This is a genomic window from Clostridioides sp. ZZV15-6597 (assembly GCF_020657815.1).
In the GTDB taxonomy this organism is placed as follows: Bacteria; Bacillota; Clostridia; order Peptostreptococcales; family Peptostreptococcaceae; genus Clostridioides.
Genome location: NZ_JAGWCT010000086.1, coordinates 1 through 16907, shown reverse-complemented (window position 1 = coordinate 16907; position 16907 = coordinate 1). Strand labels below are relative to the sequence as shown.

Here is a 16907-nt window from a genome sequence, read left to right as displayed (position 1 = left end):
CATTTTAAAATAAAAGTATGGTATAATTTGTAAGAAAAGTCTAAGTTAAAAGATAAAAGATTTAATATTTATTTTCTAATAAATTTAATATAAATAAATATTAAATAATAATTACTGAAATAGTGAAAAATAATTACAGTAATAAATATATGTAATTTTTAAAATGTAAACTGAAGTTTAGGAGTAGATTTATGTATATATTGAATTTGAATACAAGAGAGATTGTGGAAGATTTTAGAGTGAAATTTTATATACCAGAAAATTCATATCTTATATTAAGTGCTCCAAAAAATTTAAAATTACTCAAGGAAACTTTGGATATAGATGAAATAACATTTAATGATTGTCTTAAATTTGATGAAATAACAAAGCTTGATTTATTTGATAATTATGATTTTTTGAGCCTAAATACCTTTGAATTGAGAAATGGAGAAGCTGTTATAGAAGAAGTAAATATGTATTTATCAGATAATTTTATATTAGTTGTTGTAAATGAAGAGCATTTTTTATTTGAATTTGTAAAGAATCTTATTTTAAAAAATTCTCAACTTGAAAAAAATCCTGTCATCAACCTTTTTAAGATAAATTATTTAATTTTTAGAGAAGTTATAAAAAATGGCTTCGAATCTTTAGAAAAAGTTGAAGAGTTAATTCTTGAAATAGAAGATGAGATGATGGACAATATTCATAAAAATCATGTTTCTAGAATAAGTGATGTAAGAGGATTGACTAGAACTATAGTTAAAAACACCAGACCACTTTTATATATTGGAGATAGAATAATTAAAGAAAATATACGATATTTAAAATACTCCAATGTAAAAAAATATAATCTTGAAAATTTTCAAGGGATAGATTTTGGTATTGATAAATTATATAATTTTGCATTATCAACACGTGAGCTGGCAGATAAACTCCTAGATATTTATTCTTCTAGAGTAGGTGAAAAAACGAATCACTTAATTACAAAATTGACTTTACTTACGGCTATCTCTGCACCACTTACAATTATAACGGGAATATATGGAATGAACTTTAGGTATATGCCAGAACTAAATTGGCTTTATGGATATCCAGCAACATTACTTTTGATGTTAGGCATAGTTTTTGTTGGAATTATAATATTTAAAATAAAAAAATTATTGTAAAAATAAGATGCTTTTTAAACGATTTTAGAAAAAGGTATTAAAAGAAAAAGTGAATTAAGAAAATAAAGAAATATTTTAAATTGAAAATATTTATAGAAAATATTGACAATTATATTTTCTTTGCTATAATTATTAAACAAGAAGAGTAATAAATTATAAAAATGGAGGATAATACTATGAAAGGGATTTTAAAAGAACTAGTGGCAAAACTTTATAGCTTTTTTTATTTTATGTTCTGGGGCTTTTATTTTAGCGCTGGCTATTTCTTTTACAAAAATACATGTAATTCCTTTCTGGTGAGGCCTTGATTTTAATAACCTTGGGCATAGGTAAATTTTATAAAAATGATTATTTTATACGGTCATGTAAGATTTGATGCTTAATAGATTATTTTAGAGAACTCATTAATGAGTTCTCTTTTTTATTTTAAACTCAAATATAAAATTACAATATTAGGGGGTAGTAAAGATGATAGTAGTATTAAAAGTAGGAGCAGATAAGAGAGAAGTTAAGAAATTAATAGAAGCTATTTGTAGAGAGGGTGTAGAAGTGAATCCTATAGATGGAAAGGAATTAACTGTTTTAGGGTTAGTTGGAGATACTAGTAAAATAGATGCTAAAAGAATAGAAGCGAATAAGGTAGTTGAAAAAGTTATGCATGTAGTAGAACCTTTTAAAAAAGCAAATAGAAAATTTCATCCAGAACCTTCAATTATAAATGTCGATGGTATGGAAATTGGGTCAAAAAAACTTACTATGATAGCTGGTCCTTGTTCTGTTGAAACAGAAGAACAAATAGTTTCTATAGCTGAAGATGTAAAAAAATCAGGAGCAGGATTTTTAAGAGGAGGAGCATTCAAGCCAAGAACATCTCCATACGCTTTCCAAGGATTAAGATATGATGGATTAGATTTATTAAAAAAAGCAAAAGAAAAAACAGGTCTTCCTATAGTTACAGAAATAATGTCAACACAAGATATAGATGTATTTGAAGAAAATGTAGATGTAATTCAAGTTGGAGCAAGAAACATGCAAAACTTTGATTTATTAAAAGAATTAGGAAAAACAAATAAAACAATACTTTTAAAAAGAGGATTATCTGCTACAATTGAAGAGTGGCTAATGTCAGCTGAATATATAATGGCTGGAGGAAATGAAAATGTAGTTCTTTGTGAAAGAGGTATAAGAACTTTTGAAACATACACTAGAAATACTTTGGATTTAAGTGCAATCTTAGCTGTGAAAAAACTTAGCCATTTACCAGTCATAGTTGACCCAAGTCATGCAGCAGGAAAATCATGGATGGTTGACTCTCTATCTAAAGCAGCAATTGCGGTTGGAGCAGATGGTTTAATAATAGAAGTTCATAATGACCCAGCTCATGCACTTTGTGATGGTAAACAATCAATTAAACCAGATGAGTATGATGGATTAATAAATGAACTAAAAACTATCGCATCAGCAGTTGGAAGAGAAATATAATCTATAGAAGGATGGTTAAACGTGGAAGAAAAATTATTAGTTAATCTAAAAGAGAATAGTTACAATATATTTATAAAAAAAAGTATATTAAAAAATATAGGTAAAGAAATTAAAAAAATATATTCTGGGAATAAGATTTTTATTGTTACAGATGAAAATATAGCAAAATTATATTTAGATGAAGTTAAAAATAATTTGATTGAATCTGGATTTGAAACTAGAGCTATAATATTAGAAGCTGGTGAAGAGACAAAGTCATTTAACACTCTACCTAAAATATATGATAGTTTACTTGACTTTAAGTTAACTAGAAAAGATTTGATTATTACACTAGGAGGAGGGGTAATTGGAGATTTAGGAGGATTTACAGCAGCAACTTTTTTAAGAGGTGTAAATTTTATTCAAATTCCAACATCTCTATTAGCTCAAGTGGACAGTTCTGTAGGTGGAAAAGTTGGAGTTGACCTTGAAAGAGGAAAAAACTTAGTGGGAAGTTTTTATCAGCCTAAAGCAGTATTTATTGACCCAGATGTATTATCATCTCTTCCAGAAAAATTTTATAGAGATGGAATGGCAGAGGTTATAAAGTATGGATGTATAAAAGATAAAACTTTTTTTAATAAGCTTGTAAACTTAAAAAACAGGGAAGAAGTGATGCAACATATAGAATACATTATACACAAATGTTGCCTTATCAAAAAAACTGTAGTTGAAGCTGATGAGAAAGATTTAGGCGATAGGATGCTTTTAAATTTTGGGCACACACTAGGTCATGCTATTGAGAAACACTATAACTTTACAGGTTATACTCATGGAGAAGCTGTTGGTGTAGGTATGTATAAGATAACATTAGAGAGTGAAAAAAGAGGGATTACAAAACAAGGTACATCAGAACTTATAAAATCAATTTTAATAAATTATGATTTACCTTATGAAGTTGAATTAGGAGATAATAAATCTATAATAGACACTATATCTCTCGATAAAAAAAATCTAGGTGATACACTAAAAATAATACTTTTAAAGGATATTGGAGAAAGTATTATATATGATACTACTTCTAAATTTTTTCAGGAGGTAAAATGATGGGAAGCTTAAAAATATATCCAAGCAAATTATCAGGCAATGTAAAAATTCCTCCATCAAAAAGTATGGCACATAGAGCAGTTATTTGTGCAGCTTTAAGTGATGGAAAAAGTAGAATTTCTAATATAGATTTTTCTGATGATATTATAGCTACTATAAGAGCAATGATATCATTAGGAGCAACTATAGAAAAAAAAGAAGATATTTTAGAAATCACAGGAATCTATTCTAAAGAAGCAATCTTAAATAAAGAGAATCAATTGAATCAACCTAAACTGACTATAGATTGTAATGAGTCAGGTTCTACTTTAAGATTTCTGGTACCTATATCTTTAGCTTTTGATGGAGTAAAAAGATTTATAGGAAGAGGTAATCTTGGAAAAAGACCACTTGATACTTATTATGAGATATTTGACAGACAGGGGATAGAATATAGCTACAAAGAAAATAAACTGGATTTAATTGTATCAGGAAAACTTAAACCAGATGAATTTAGAGTAAAAGGAAATATAAGTTCTCAATTTATAACAGGATTATTATTTATATTGCCTACATTAGATAGTGATTCAAAGATAATAATTACCACTGAACTAGAATCTAAAGGGTATTTAGATTTAACTATTTCAACTATGAAAGATTTTGGAGTAGAAATTGTAAATAATAATTATAAAGAATTTATCATAAAAGGAAATCAAACTTATAAAGCTAGAGATTATAAAGTTGAAGGAGATTATTCTCAAGGTGCATTTTATTTATCAGCAGATGCTATTGGAGAAGATATTAACATACTTGACCTTAAAGAAAATTCTCTTCAAGGAGATAGTGAAGTTATCGAGATTTTATCAAGAATGGGTATGGAAATTTTAAGAGAAGACAACAAAATCAAAGGAATAGCAAACTGTTTAAATAGTACTTTGATAGATGCATCTCAATGTCCAGATATAATACCAGTTTTATCTGTGGTAGCAGCTTTAAGTATAGGGAAGACGACCATAATAAATGCTGGAAGACTTAGAATTAAGGAATGTGATAGACTTCATGCAATAAATATTGAGTTGAGTAAGCTAGGGGCGAATATAGAAGAAAAAGAGGATAGTTTGATAATTGAAGGAGTAAGCAAATTAAATGGAGGTGTAGAAGTATGGAGTCACAAAGACCACAGGATTGCAATGACACTTGCAATTGCTTCTTGTAGATGTGATAAGCCAATCATATTGAAAGATTTTGAGTGTGTATCAAAGTCTTATCCACATTTTTTTAAAGATTTTGAGATGTTAGGAGGAAGAATTGATGAGTGGAATATGGGGAAATAATTTGAAAATATCCATCTTTGGAGAATCTCATGGAAATGCTATAGGTATAAATATAGATGGACTTTCTGCAGGTATCGAGTTAGACCTTGATAAGATTGACAAAGAAATGAAAAGAAGAGCACCAGGAAAAAATTCTATATCAACTTCAAGAAATGAAAGTGATATACCAGAAATTTTAAGTGGATATTTTGATGGAAAAACTACAGGAACTCCATTATGTGCGATTATAAGAAATAGTGATACTCGTTCAAAAGATTATGGAAAAGTTAAAAACTTGATGAGACCAGGTCATGCAGATTATACAGGTCATATAAAATATTCTGGGTTTAATGACTATAGAGGAGGAGGACATTTTTCAGGAAGAATAACTGCTCCATTAGTATTTTGTGGTGCTATATGTAAACAAATTTTATCACAAGAAGGTATAGAGATAGGAGCTCATATTAAAAAAATCAAGAATATAGAGGATAAGGGTTTTAATTATGTAGACATTTCAAAACAAGAATTATTAAATTTACAAAATTTAGAATTACCTTTACTTGATTTATCAAAGGAAGAAGCCATAAAAAATACTATTCTAGATGCAAAAAATCAGGGAGATTCAGTTGGAGGTATAATTGAATGTGCAGTGATAGGTGTCAATGTAGGTGTTGGAAATCCGTTTTTTGATTCTGTTGAATCTACTCTATCACATTTACTATTTTCTGTTCCATCCATAAAAGGTGTAGAATTTGGATTGGGATTTGATATTACAGATATGTATGGTTCTCAAAGCAATGATGAAATGTACTACGTTGGAGATACAGTAAAAAGTAAAACTAATAATAATGGAGGGGTTATTGGAGGGATTACAAATGGAATGCCAATAATTTTTAAAGTAGCAATTAAGCCAACTCCATCAATTAGTAAACAACAAAACACTGTTAATATAGAAGATAAAAAAGATGATGTTTTAGCTATTAAAGGTAGACATGACCCTTGTATAGTTCAAAGAGCTATACCTGTAATAGAAGCAGTAACAGCTATTGGAATTTTTGATTTGATGAAAGGACGATAATAATGGAGGATTTAACGAGATATAGAAATAAAATTGATGATATAGATAAGGAACTTGTCAAATTATTTGAAAAAAGGATGAATATAGTTCTCGAAATTGCTAGGCATAAAATGAGAAATAATACTACTATACTTCAAAAAGATAGAGAAGAAAAAGTATTGAGTAAAGCAGTAAATAATCTAGAAGATAAAAAATATTCACAAGAGACTGTGCAATTTTTTAATTCAATAATGGAAGTTAGTAAGAATTTGCAAAAAAGATTAATAGATAATGATGTAGAGGAAAAAAATGAAAATAGTTCAAATTCATTAAATGAAAATTTTGATTTGTTAAATATATATAAATATAAATCAGTAAAAAGCGAACTTAATAAAAAAAATCTCCTAGTAGGGTTTCCTGGCATATCAGGTTCATTTACAGAAGAAGCACTAACAAAATTTTTTAATACTAAAATCATAAAAAAACAATTTAAAGAATTTGAAGATGTCTTTATAGCACTTCAAAATAAAGAAATAAATTATGGAATAATACCTATAGAAAATTCGTCTACAGGAGCGATTTCTGAGACTTATGACCTTTTAGGAAAATATGGATTTTATATAGTTGGAGAAGAATGTATAAAAATAAATCAAAATTTAATTGGGATAAAGGGTACAAAGCTTGAAGATATTAAAGAAATATATTCACATCCACAAGGAATAGGTCAAAGTAGTGAATTTTTAAAACAAAATAGTCAATGGAAATTGATACCTTTTAATAACACAGCAACTAGTGCTGAACTTGTTAAGAGACTTCAGGATAAAACAAAGGCAGCAATTGCTAGTAAAAAAGCTGCAAAGATTTATGGATTAGAAATAATAAGTCCATGTATAAATGATATGACAGACAATTATACTAGATTCGTGGTAATTAGTAATGAGATACACATTGAAGAAGAGTCAAACAAGATGAGTATCGTATTTTCTGTTGAGCATGAAGCTGGAAAGCTTTATAAAATACTTGGATACTTTGCTGAAAACAATATAAATATGACAAAAATAGAATCAAGACCAATGAAAAATGCTTCTTGGAGATATTTCTTTTATATAGATTTCGAATGTTCTATATATGATTCAAAAGTATGTAGTTTGTTAGACATGATAGAACGTAATACAGCATACTTTAAATTTATCGGTGTATATAGAAATAAAATTGAATAGATAAATATAATTTTTTATTTAAACAGAATGATTAGGAGGTGTAAAGATGAATTTTTTTGGTCTAATAGGTGAAAAGCTATCTCATAGTGTTTCCCCTCAAATTCATAAGAGGTTATTTGAAATATTGAATATTGAAGGTGCTTATAAGAACTTTGAGATTTCAAAAGAAAATATACCAATGTTGGATGATGCTATAAAATTATTGGGAATCAAAGGTGTAAATATTACTGTCCCATATAAAGAAAGAGTCATGGAATTTTTAGATTTTATATCTCCAGAAGCAAAGCGTATAGGGGCAATTAACACAATTTTACTTAAAGAGAACAAATTATATGGCTATAATACAGATTATTTTGGACTTGATATTATGTTCAAAGTAGCTAATATTGATATTCAAGGAAAGACAGCTGTTATATTAGGTACTGGCGGTGCATCTAAAGCAGCCATTACATATCTTCTTGATTCTGGAATAGATAAAGTTTATGTTTCAACTAGAAAAAAAGATAATAAAAAGCTATCAAATAATTTAGCTATATTAATAGATTATGAGGAGCTTGAGAATATAAAAGGGAATATAATATTAAATGCAACTCCAGTAGGAATGTATCCTAATGTAGGATTATCACCTGTCCAAAAATCTATTATACAAAATTTTGATATATTAGTAGATTTGATTTACAATCCTAAAAAAACTCATTTTTTAGAAATTGGTCAGAGTCTAGGTAAAAAAACGTGTGATGGATTATATATGTTGGTTGGGCAAGCAGTAAAGTCTCAAGAAATATGGCAAAATATTAAAATAGATAGTGGTGCTTTAAATATTATATATGAAGAAATAAAATTAAACTTTTTATAGGGGGATTGATTATGATAAACAAAGAAAAGGTAATATTAATAGGTATGCCGGGTAGTGGAAAAACTACAATTGGAAAACTTTTATCACAGGAATATAATTGTAGTTTTTGTGATATGGATGATTATATAAATAAAATATCTCAAAAAAGTATAGCAGAGCTATTTTTGGAAGGAGAAGATGTTTTTAGAAATTATGAAACACAAGCATGTAGAGAACTTTCTGCTAGTGATAAAACAGTAGTTTCTACTGGTGGTGGTGTAATAAAAAAAGATATTAATATAGAGATACTCAAAGAAGTAGGAATAATACTTTTTATTAATAGACCTATAGAAAAAATTTTAGAGGATATAAATATTAATTCAAGACCTTTATTACAAGATGGAAAAGAGAAATTATATAATCTTTATAATGAAAGGATAAATCTTTATAAAAATGCTGCAGATATAGAAATTTTAAATGATAAATCATTAAATGATGCTGTATATAATATCAAAAATGCAATTAATAAAAATTTTAAATTTGAATTTAACGAAAAAATAATCTAGGGGGAAATAAGAATAATGAATATTGTTGTTGTAGGATTAGGAGTTATAGGAGGTTCTTTTGCTAAGGCATTAAAAAAAGCTGGATATGAAGATGTGTTTGGAGTAGATATAGATTCTGAAACTCTGAAAAAAGCAGAAGAGTTAAAAATTATCAAAAAAGGATGTACTACAGGTAAGGAGTTTTTTAAACAAGCTGATTTGATTATATTGTCTATATATCCTAGATTAATTGTAAATTTTTTAGAAAATAACAAAGAATTTTTCAAAAAAGGAACTATAATTACTGATACCACAGGAATAAAAGAAGTTCTTATAAATGATGTCTTGAAAATTATTCCAGATGATGTAGATTTTATATTTGGTCATCCAATGGCAGGTAGAGAAAAAAAGGGAATTGATTTTGCTAGCGATGAGGTATTTAAAAAAGCAAATTATATAATTACTCCAACTGGCAGAAATAATATAAAAAACTTAGAGTTTGTTGAGAATTTAATTTTAGAAATAGGTTTTAAAAGAGTAAAAAAATTGACTGCACAAAAACATGATGAAATGATAGCTTTTACATCTCAGTTACCTCATGTAATGGCAGTTGCTCTTATAAATAGTGACGAAGAAGGTAGAGATACAGGTAAATTTATTGGAGATAGTTATAGAGATTTAACTCGTATTGCAAATATGAATGAAGACCTATGGAGTGAACTTTTTTTAGGAAACAGAGATAATTTATTAAAATCTATAGAAAATTTTGAGATAGAAGTAAATTTAATAAAAGAGGCTATCTTTAATAACGATAAAAATAAACTAGTTGAATATTTTAAAACATCTTCAATAAGAAGAGAACATTTAGAAAAATAGAAACCTTCATATAAGCTATATAAATTTAAAGGGTATAAATATAAAAAATAGCATATTTAATTACATTAGTAACTATAAGACTAATATGATTAAATATGTTATTGTTGTATTTATACCCTTTAAATTTATTATTCCATAAGTAATATATTTATTTAACTTGTTCTTTATTAACAATTTATGAAACTCAATTGTAAAAAAGAGTTTTTAATAGTAAAATAAAGTGAATCAACTAAATATAACTAATTGAGAGGGTGAGGTGTAGCCACTTGAAATACAGTAGGCAAATATTAAAAAGTATATTAATATCATTTATAGTAGTATTCTTTTTTAGTGTATTTGCGTTTTTTTATATAAGTAATATGGATGATGTACTTGAATATGAAACAAAAAATTACTTGTCAGAAATTAGTGAAGAGAGTAAAATTGCAATTAATAGTAAATTAAAAAGTAATTTAAACGAATTGGAAAATATTTCTAAGCTTTTAGAAATAGAAGATAATTTTGATTTAGAAGAAACTTTGAAAATTTTGGAATCATATAATAAAAATAGCAACTATAATAACATTGGTATGATTTTACCGAATGGTAAAGGTTATGCTAAAGGTATTTTTGGAACAGATTTTTCAGATAGGGATTATTTTAAGTTGGCCATTAAAGGTACAGCTAATATATCAAAGCCCCTAATAGATAAAGATACTGGAAAATTGACTAAAACATATGCAGTCCCATTATACAATAATGGTAAAATTGTTGCTGTTATTGCAGCTGATTATGATGTTGAGTTTGTATCTGAATTTTTGTCTATTTCAACCTTTAATGGTGAAGGTTTTTCGCTTATATGTGATAGTAATGGTGAAATAATCATTCCATCTTATCATAAAAATTCAAATTCAAATATTACAAATCTTTCACAAGTTAATTTTAAAAAAATATTTACTTTTAAAAATATGAAAATATCAGATAAAGGCGTAGTAGAGGCTAAAGAATCAGGAAAAGAATTTTATATGGCATATACTTCTTTAGGAATAAATGATTGGTTTATAATATCAGTCGTTCCAAAGATGGTCGTATCTAAAAAACTAAATAATTTAATGATAATTACAATTATTGGATGGATTATACTTTCATTTTTGTTTTTAGGTGTTATACTGTACATATTATATTCAAAAGCAAAGAGTCAAAAAACTATAGAAAAAATGGCATATACAGATTTTGTAACTGGTTATTCAAACTGGCGAAAATTTGAGTTAGATGTTAGAAATCTGCTAAAGAAAGCATCACAAAATGATAAACATGCAATGGTTATATTTGATATTGATAAATTCAAAGCAATTAATGATATATATGGTCATAAAAAAGGAAACTCAATTTTAAAAGATATTGCGGATACATTAGATAGTATAACTCATAATAATGAAACTTTTGCTCGTGTGAGTTCTGATAATTTTAATATGTTGTTATCGTATGACACAAGAGAAGATATAATAAATGTTATTAAAAAAATCATTATCAATAATGATTTTGTAAACTTATCTTTTGGAATATATGAAATTAAGGATAAGAGCTTATCTATAAGTGCATATAGTGATAGAGCTTCACTTGCTAAATTATCAATAAAAAATAATAGAGATATAAATTTTGCTTTTTTTAATGACGAGCTAAGAGATAAGTTATTACTTGAAGATAAAATAGAAAAAAAGATGGAATATGCACTTGAAAATAATCAATTCATAATGTATTTACAACCAAAATACAATATTAAATCAGAGAAATTCTGTGGAAGTGAGGCACTAGTTAGATGGCAATATACAGAAAAAGAATTTATATATCCAAGTGATTTTATTCCTATATTTGAAAAGAATGGGTTTATTACAAAAATTGATATGTACATATTAGAACAAGCTTGTAAAGAAATTAGAACTTTATTTGATAAAGGTATTTCACCTTTACCTATATCTGTAAACTTTTCAAGAGTTGATTTTTTTAAAAAAGATTTTATTACAAAAATAGTTAATATATGTGATAAATATAAAATACCATATAGTTTAATAGAAATTGAAATTACTGAATCTAGTATGTTTGGAGATACGGATACTCTGTTTGAGGTAAGTAGAAGTCTACAAGATATTGGATTTATACTTTCGATGGATGATTTTGGGTCAGGATATTCTTCTGTGAATATGCTTAAAAATATACCTTTAAACGTAATTAAACTAGATAGAGGATTTTTTATTGATGATAAGAATATTGATAAAAATCAAATTGTCATAAAAAGTATAGTTTCGCTTATTAAGCAATTGGGAATAAGAGTAGTTGCTGAAGGAATTGAAACTAAAAGTCAGGTAGAAATGTTAAGAAAAGCAAATTGTGATATTATTCAGGGTTATTATTTTTCAAAACCATTACCAGTTAAAGAATTTGAAAAATTAGTCTATAAAATATAGGTCAATGAATTTTAATTTGGAGGTGGTAAGTAAGTGATAAGAGCAAAATCGTTAAAAAGCGCAATGAGTATTATTTTAATATTTTTATTCACAATAATTTCTTTTTCTGATTTTGCATTTAAAACTAATGTTCAAGAAGAAGAAAACAATAGAGTTAATTTAAAAGAAATATCTTTACAGAGCTCTAATGCCATAAAAATAAAACTAGACAGTTCATTATCATTTGTTAAGAGTGTAGCGAATATGGTTTCATATTTTGATACTATAGATAATCCTGAGATAATTCCATTGTTGGCTAAAATATCAAAGGAATCTGATTTTCAAAGAATTTCTATTGCTTCTCCTGATGGAAGAAGTCATACTAGCGATGGAAAAGTTGTTGATATATCAAATTATAAATATTTTAAGAAAGCAATTAGTGGAGATAGTAATATATCTGAAGTAGTAAAATCTCCTATTGATGGGAAGGATACTTTTGTTATAGCTACACCTGTATATAAAAACAATAAAGTTATTGGTGTTTTATATGGTTCATACTATAATGACAAGTTAGCTGAATTTATTGATATAACAAGTTTCAATAGTGAAGGATATATAGATATATTTGAATCTAGTGGACAATTTGTTTTGAAATCTTCACATACAAATGCTATAGTTGGAGCAAGTAGTAATATATATGATATATTCAAGGAAGCTTCTTTTGATACTGGTTATAGCTATAAAAAAGTATATGAAGATACAAAACATAAAAAGAGTGGCTTTATTTCATATAAATATAAAGGTAAAGAACGTTATGCAACATATACACCAATAGGTGTAAATGACTGGTATGTCCTTTCAGTAATACCACAATACACTGTAAGAAAAAATATTGATAAAATAAATCAATTAGCATTTTCTTTAATTTGTAAAGTGTTCTTATTATTTATTGTACTAATAATATATATCTTTTATAAAAATAATAAATCGCAAAAGCATATTCTAAAAGCTAATAAGGAAATATCATCTATTACAAATAGCATTCCTGGAGGAGTTCAAAAATGTACTGTTGATGAAAAATGTGAGTTTGAATTTTTAAGTGATGGATTTGTTGATTTATTTGGTTATACAAGAGAAGAAATAAAAACACTATTTAATAATAGTTTTTATAAAATAATACACAAAGATGATGTTGAAAGAGTAAAAAAAGAAATTTCTGAACAACTCTATAAAAATAAAACCATTGAATTGGAATACAGAGTTATAACTAAAAGTGGTGATACAGTATGGATAGCTGATAAGGGGGAACTTATAGTAGAACCTGATGGTAAAAAATATCTTTGTTGTGTTACAGTAGACATTACTAAAACAAAACAATTAGAAAAAGAGATGGAACAAAAGAATTTAGAACTTGAAATGGTATCAGAAAATATATTAGGTGGAATACTTATAACAGAATTTGATGAGGATTTTACTATACAATATGCTAACTCTGGTTATCTATCAATGATTGGATATACACGTAAACAGTTAGAAGAGGAACTTCAATATAAATCATGTAATCTTGTTTTTTATGATGATAGAAAAAAGATTCTTGAAAATATAAGGCATCAGTTGATTATTGGAAATATTGCTGTAGGTGAACATAGAATAAAAAAACGCAATGGTAATATTATATGGGTTTCTCTCAAAGGAAGGCTCATTACTGATAGCGATGGTAGTAAAAAAGGAATTTGGATTTTAACTGATATAACTGATTTAAAAAATGCAGAACAAAAACTCAAAATTAATGAAGAAAGATTTAGAATTGCATTAAATCAAACATCAAATATTATATTTGAGTATGATATAAATACAAAATCGCTTGTAAATACTAATAAGAGCATGGAAAATTATAATATTGATAAAATAAATGAAAATGTTCCTTACTCTTTAGTTGAAGCGGGAATTATTTATAAAGATTTTAGTGAAGATTTTATAAAAATGTATGAGAAGATAATAAATGGAGAAAAAACTGCAAGTTGTGTTGTCAAAATAAGAGTTCCAGATGAAGGCTACATATGGAACAAAATTACACTAACTACTATTTTTGATGAAGATGGTAAACCTATAAGAGCTATTGGGATACAAGAAGATATAAGTGAACAAAAAGAAGCAGAAATAAGATATAATCAAGCAGACAAATATCATTCTGCTATATTATCAGAAGCGATAATAACCTATGAAATAAATGTATCAAAGGATATTTTTATAATGGGAAATGAAAATTGGTATCAACAATTTGGAATTAAACCAAGTAATGACTACTCTGAAATTGTGAAGTCTATATCAGAGACTGTTATTCATAAAGATGATAAAGAAGTATTTTTAAATACATTTTTATGTAAACATTTATTAGAAGCCTATAAAAATAATATAAGTGAAATAAAGTTAGAATATAGAAGAATGAATCAAGATGATAAAATGATTTGGGTGCTTTGTACAATGCATTTAATAAAAGATTCTATTACGAATGATATAAAAGCACTTGCTTATATTAAAGACATCGACGAACAGAAAAATGAAGAAATCAAATTAAAATTAAAAGCTGAAAGAGATACTTTGACGGGATTATATAATAAAGGTACTACAGAAAATCTTATTAAAGATTTTCTAAATTCAGAAGAATCAAATTCGGGGATTCATGCTTTCTTTATTATTGATATAGATAATTTTAAATCAATAAATGATAATTTAGGACATGTTTTTGGAGATAAAGTTCTGTATGAAGTTTCTAAACAATTAAAGCCTATATTTAGAAGAGATGATATAGTGGGGCGTATTGGTGGTGATGAGTTTATAGTATTCTTAAAGAATATACAATCTTTTGAAAATGCTAAAAGTAAAGCAGATAAAATATGTAATATATTTAGAAATTCTTATACTGAAAATAAAAAAACGTATAAGATATCTGGTACAGTTGGAATTTCATTTGTACCAGAACATGGAACTGTATTTGAAGAGCTTTATCAAAAAGCAGACATGGCACTTTACTATGCAAAGAGTAAAGGGAAAGATAAGTATGCACTTTATAATGATTGCATATGTGAAAATAAACTCGAAACTAATATAAGTAATGATAGCGTGAAAGAAGAAAATCTTAAAGAGGAAATTGAATATGAAGATTCTAATCTATCACTAAAAGAAGTTCTTGATTCTATTGATAATTGTATATATATAGTAAATACGAATACTTATGAACTTCTTTTTGTTAATAACAAGGTCTCAAGTTTAGGTTTAGAAATAAAAATAGGAGATAAATGTTATAAGTCGTTATTAAAATCTAATATTCCTTGTAATAATTGTCCGATTAATGGATTAAAAGAAAATAAAGATTCAAAATTTAAAACGGAGACAAATATATTTGGAGAAAATGTATCGATGGCAAGTTGGATTAATTGGATAGATGGAGAATATAACTGTCTTATAGAGTGCATAGATATTTCTTTATATAAAAATAAAAACAAATAAAAAGGATTATGGAAATATGATTAATTTAATATTGGGTTTAATATTTATAATTTACTATTTCTATCTTAAAATAGTTTTTGGTGGTATTTCATTTAGTGGATTTTTCTTAGTTATAGGAACGCTATTAATTGTTTATCAAATCTTAAAAAAGAAAATTAAAGAAAAGAAGGTTTTTTATAAAGTGCTAAAAATACTAATTAGTGTTTTCTTAATAGTATTCATAATTACTGAAAGCTTAATAATCTTTTATCCTAAAAATAGTTTTGAGACAAAAAGTGATTATCTTTTGATTTTAGGAGCTTCTGTAAAAAAGACTACGCCAAGTACTACATTAAAGGGAAGGTTAAACACTGCTTTAAAATATTTAAAAGTTAATAATGAGTGCTATGTAGTAGTATCAGGTGGTAAGGGTAATGGAGAAAATATAACTGAGGCAAAAGCTATGAAGGATTATCTTGTTAAAAATGGTATAGATAACAATAGAATAATAGAAGAAGATAAATCTACAAATACTTATGAAAACTTTAAATATTCAAAGCTAAAGATAGAAGAGCATAGTAGAAAAAGAATAAAAGATATAAAAGTAAAAATTGTAACAACTGATTTTCATGTTCTTAGAAGTAAAATACTAGCATCTAGAAATGAATATAAAAATATTGCTTTTTACGCTAGTAAGTCAAAGCTTTCATTTGTTCCGACATATTATACAAGAGAATTTTTTGCAATATGGAAAACAATTGTTTTTGATAGATGAAAGTAATAGGCGACAAATAAAAATACTAGATATAAATCATAAATTTATATCTAGTATTTTTTATGTAAAAATCCAATAATTATAAAGGAATCCAAATGGTCTGACTCTTGGTTTATTATCTTCAACTGTAGCAAAGTAGAAGATTGGATTTTCTTTAAAAAAATTCATTATTTTTTCCGTAACTAAACCCCCTTTATATTTTATATTAATATTATGAATATAAAATAAATATTCATAATATTAATATAAATCACTACGAAAATAATTGTAAGTTTATCTTGACTATTTAAAAATATAAATGAAGCTTTCAAAATCCATTTAAGTTTACATAATATAAATATAGTTAACTTTTTAGGCGCATTTATAACCCAAGCATCTAATTACACATTTAAATGGATTTTAAGGAATTTTATATGGGATAGGTATAAAAACACCGCATGATTTTATAGAATGTATTTAAAATCTAAAATACAAAGAGGTAAATTTTAGATGAAATTTATAAAAAATAAAATTTATGAATTTAATTAAAAAATTAAAAGCGAAGTTTGTTAAAATAAAAAAACAGAAACGCAAATATTTTCGATGGAAATTTATGTAGTATAACTAATTTTTAATTTAAAAAGAATTTGAATGGAAATAAAATTAGATGAACTCTTTATGATAGAAATATGGTATAGCT

General features: G+C 26.3%; 13 protein-coding genes and 1 pseudogene. 13 read left to right on the top strand and 1 reads right to left on the bottom strand.

Going from position 1 to position 16907, the window contains the following annotated elements; genetic code table 11:
- The first annotated feature begins 191 nt into the window (after positions 1–191).
- The 13 genes and pseudogenes from KGF52_RS16050 (at position 192) to KGF52_RS15995 (ending at position 16228) form a co-directional block, all read left to right on the top strand.
- The gene (locus KGF52_RS16050) at positions 192–1148 is read left to right on the top strand and encodes a CorA family divalent cation transporter (protein ID WP_227829935.1); all 957 of its coding nucleotides are present in this window, start codon (positions 192–194) and stop codon (positions 1146–1148) included.
- Positions 1149–1616: 468 nt separating this feature from the next.
- On the top strand, positions 1617–2630 hold the full coding sequence (gene aroF / locus KGF52_RS16045) for a 3-deoxy-7-phosphoheptulonate synthase (protein WP_227840866.1): 1014 nt from the start codon (positions 1617–1619) through the stop codon (positions 2628–2630).
- Between the two features lie 21 nt (positions 2631–2651).
- Entirely contained in the window at positions 2652–3716 is a 1065-nt protein-coding gene (aroB, locus tag KGF52_RS16040) for a 3-dehydroquinate synthase (protein ID WP_227840865.1), read from the top strand.
- Complete coding sequence (gene aroA, locus KGF52_RS16035; protein ID WP_227829932.1) at positions 3716–5029, top strand: 3-phosphoshikimate 1-carboxyvinyltransferase; 1314 nt, start codon at positions 3716–3718, stop codon at positions 5027–5029. The genes aroB and aroA overlap by 1 nt, the downstream gene beginning before the upstream one ends.
- Positions 5007–6086 (top strand): chorismate synthase, encoded by a 1080-nt coding sequence (aroC, locus tag KGF52_RS16030; RefSeq protein WP_227840864.1) that lies wholly within the window; start codon positions 5007–5009, stop codon positions 6084–6086. Before aroA ends, aroC begins: the two co-directional genes overlap by 23 nt.
- A 2-nt stretch (positions 6087–6088) precedes the next feature.
- Positions 6089–7285, top strand: a complete 1197-nt coding sequence (gene pheA, locus KGF52_RS16025) for a prephenate dehydratase (RefSeq protein WP_227840863.1) — start codon at positions 6089–6091, stop codon at positions 7283–7285.
- A 46-nt stretch (positions 7286–7331) separates the two neighbouring features.
- Positions 7332–8141 carry a shikimate dehydrogenase gene (aroE, locus tag KGF52_RS16020; protein ID WP_227840862.1) on the top strand — a complete coding sequence of 270 codons (810 nt, stop codon included), beginning with the start codon at positions 7332–7334 and terminating at the stop codon, positions 8139–8141.
- An 11-nt stretch (positions 8142–8152) separates the two neighbouring features.
- The gene (locus KGF52_RS16015) at positions 8153–8686 is read left to right on the top strand and encodes a shikimate kinase (RefSeq protein ID WP_227840861.1); all 534 of its coding nucleotides are present in this window, start codon (positions 8153–8155) and stop codon (positions 8684–8686) included.
- Positions 8687–8701: 15 nt separating this feature from the next.
- Positions 8702–9541 (top strand): prephenate dehydrogenase, encoded by an 840-nt coding sequence (locus tag KGF52_RS16010; RefSeq protein WP_227840860.1) that lies wholly within the window; start codon positions 8702–8704, stop codon positions 9539–9541.
- Between the two features lie 359 nt (positions 9542–9900).
- Positions 9901–10578: pseudogene (locus KGF52_RS21690) on the top strand (cache domain-containing protein); the annotation flags it as partial.
- 54 nt (positions 10579–10632) lie between these two features.
- The gene (locus KGF52_RS21685; RefSeq protein ID WP_413927400.1) at positions 10633–11985 is read left to right on the top strand and encodes a putative bifunctional diguanylate cyclase/phosphodiesterase; all 1353 of its coding nucleotides are present in this window, start codon (positions 10633–10635) and stop codon (positions 11983–11985) included.
- 33 nt (positions 11986–12018) lie between these two features.
- Complete coding sequence (locus KGF52_RS16000) at positions 12019–15474, top strand: PAS domain-containing protein (protein ID WP_227840858.1); 3456 nt, start codon at positions 12019–12021, stop codon at positions 15472–15474.
- A gap of 16 nt (positions 15475–15490) precedes the next feature.
- Positions 15491–16228 (top strand): YdcF family protein, encoded by a 738-nt coding sequence (locus KGF52_RS15995; RefSeq protein ID WP_227840857.1) that lies wholly within the window; start codon positions 15491–15493, stop codon positions 16226–16228.
- Positions 16229–16288: 60 nt separating this feature from the next.
- On the opposite strand, the gene KGF52_RS21680 is transcribed toward KGF52_RS15995, so the two are convergent.
- Positions 16289–16396 carry a hypothetical protein gene (locus KGF52_RS21680; RefSeq protein ID WP_413840325.1) on the bottom strand — a complete coding sequence of 36 codons (108 nt, stop codon included), beginning with the start codon at positions 16394–16396 and terminating at the stop codon, positions 16289–16291.
- Between the last annotated feature and the right edge of the window lie 511 nt (positions 16397–16907).

Coding starts and splice junctions, on each gene's coding strand:
- KGF52_RS16050 (WP_227829935.1), top strand. CDS start 192: ATGTATATATTGAATTTGAATACAAGAGAGATTGTGGAAGATTTTAGA.
- aroF (WP_227840866.1), top strand. CDS start 1,617: ATGATAGTAGTATTAAAAGTAGGAGCAGATAAGAGAGAAGTTAAGAAA.
- aroA (WP_227829932.1), top strand. CDS start 3,716: ATGGGAAGCTTAAAAATATATCCAAGCAAATTATCAGGCAATGTAAAA.
- aroC (WP_227840864.1), top strand. CDS start 5,007: ATGAGTGGAATATGGGGAAATAATTTGAAAATATCCATCTTTGGAGAA.
- pheA (WP_227840863.1), top strand. CDS start 6,089: ATGGAGGATTTAACGAGATATAGAAATAAAATTGATGATATAGATAAG.
- aroE (WP_227840862.1), top strand. CDS start 7,332: ATGAATTTTTTTGGTCTAATAGGTGAAAAGCTATCTCATAGTGTTTCC.
- KGF52_RS16015 (WP_227840861.1), top strand. CDS start 8,153: ATGATAAACAAAGAAAAGGTAATATTAATAGGTATGCCGGGTAGTGGA.
- KGF52_RS16010 (WP_227840860.1), top strand. CDS start 8,702: ATGAATATTGTTGTTGTAGGATTAGGAGTTATAGGAGGTTCTTTTGCT.
- KGF52_RS21685 (WP_413927400.1), top strand. CDS start 10,633: ATGATAATTACAATTATTGGATGGATTATACTTTCATTTTTGTTTTTA.
- KGF52_RS15995 (WP_227840857.1), top strand. CDS start 15,491: ATGATTAATTTAATATTGGGTTTAATATTTATAATTTACTATTTCTAT.
- KGF52_RS21680 (WP_413840325.1), bottom strand. CDS start 16,396: ATGAATTTTTTTAAAGAAAATCCAATCTTCTACTTTGCTACAGTTGAA.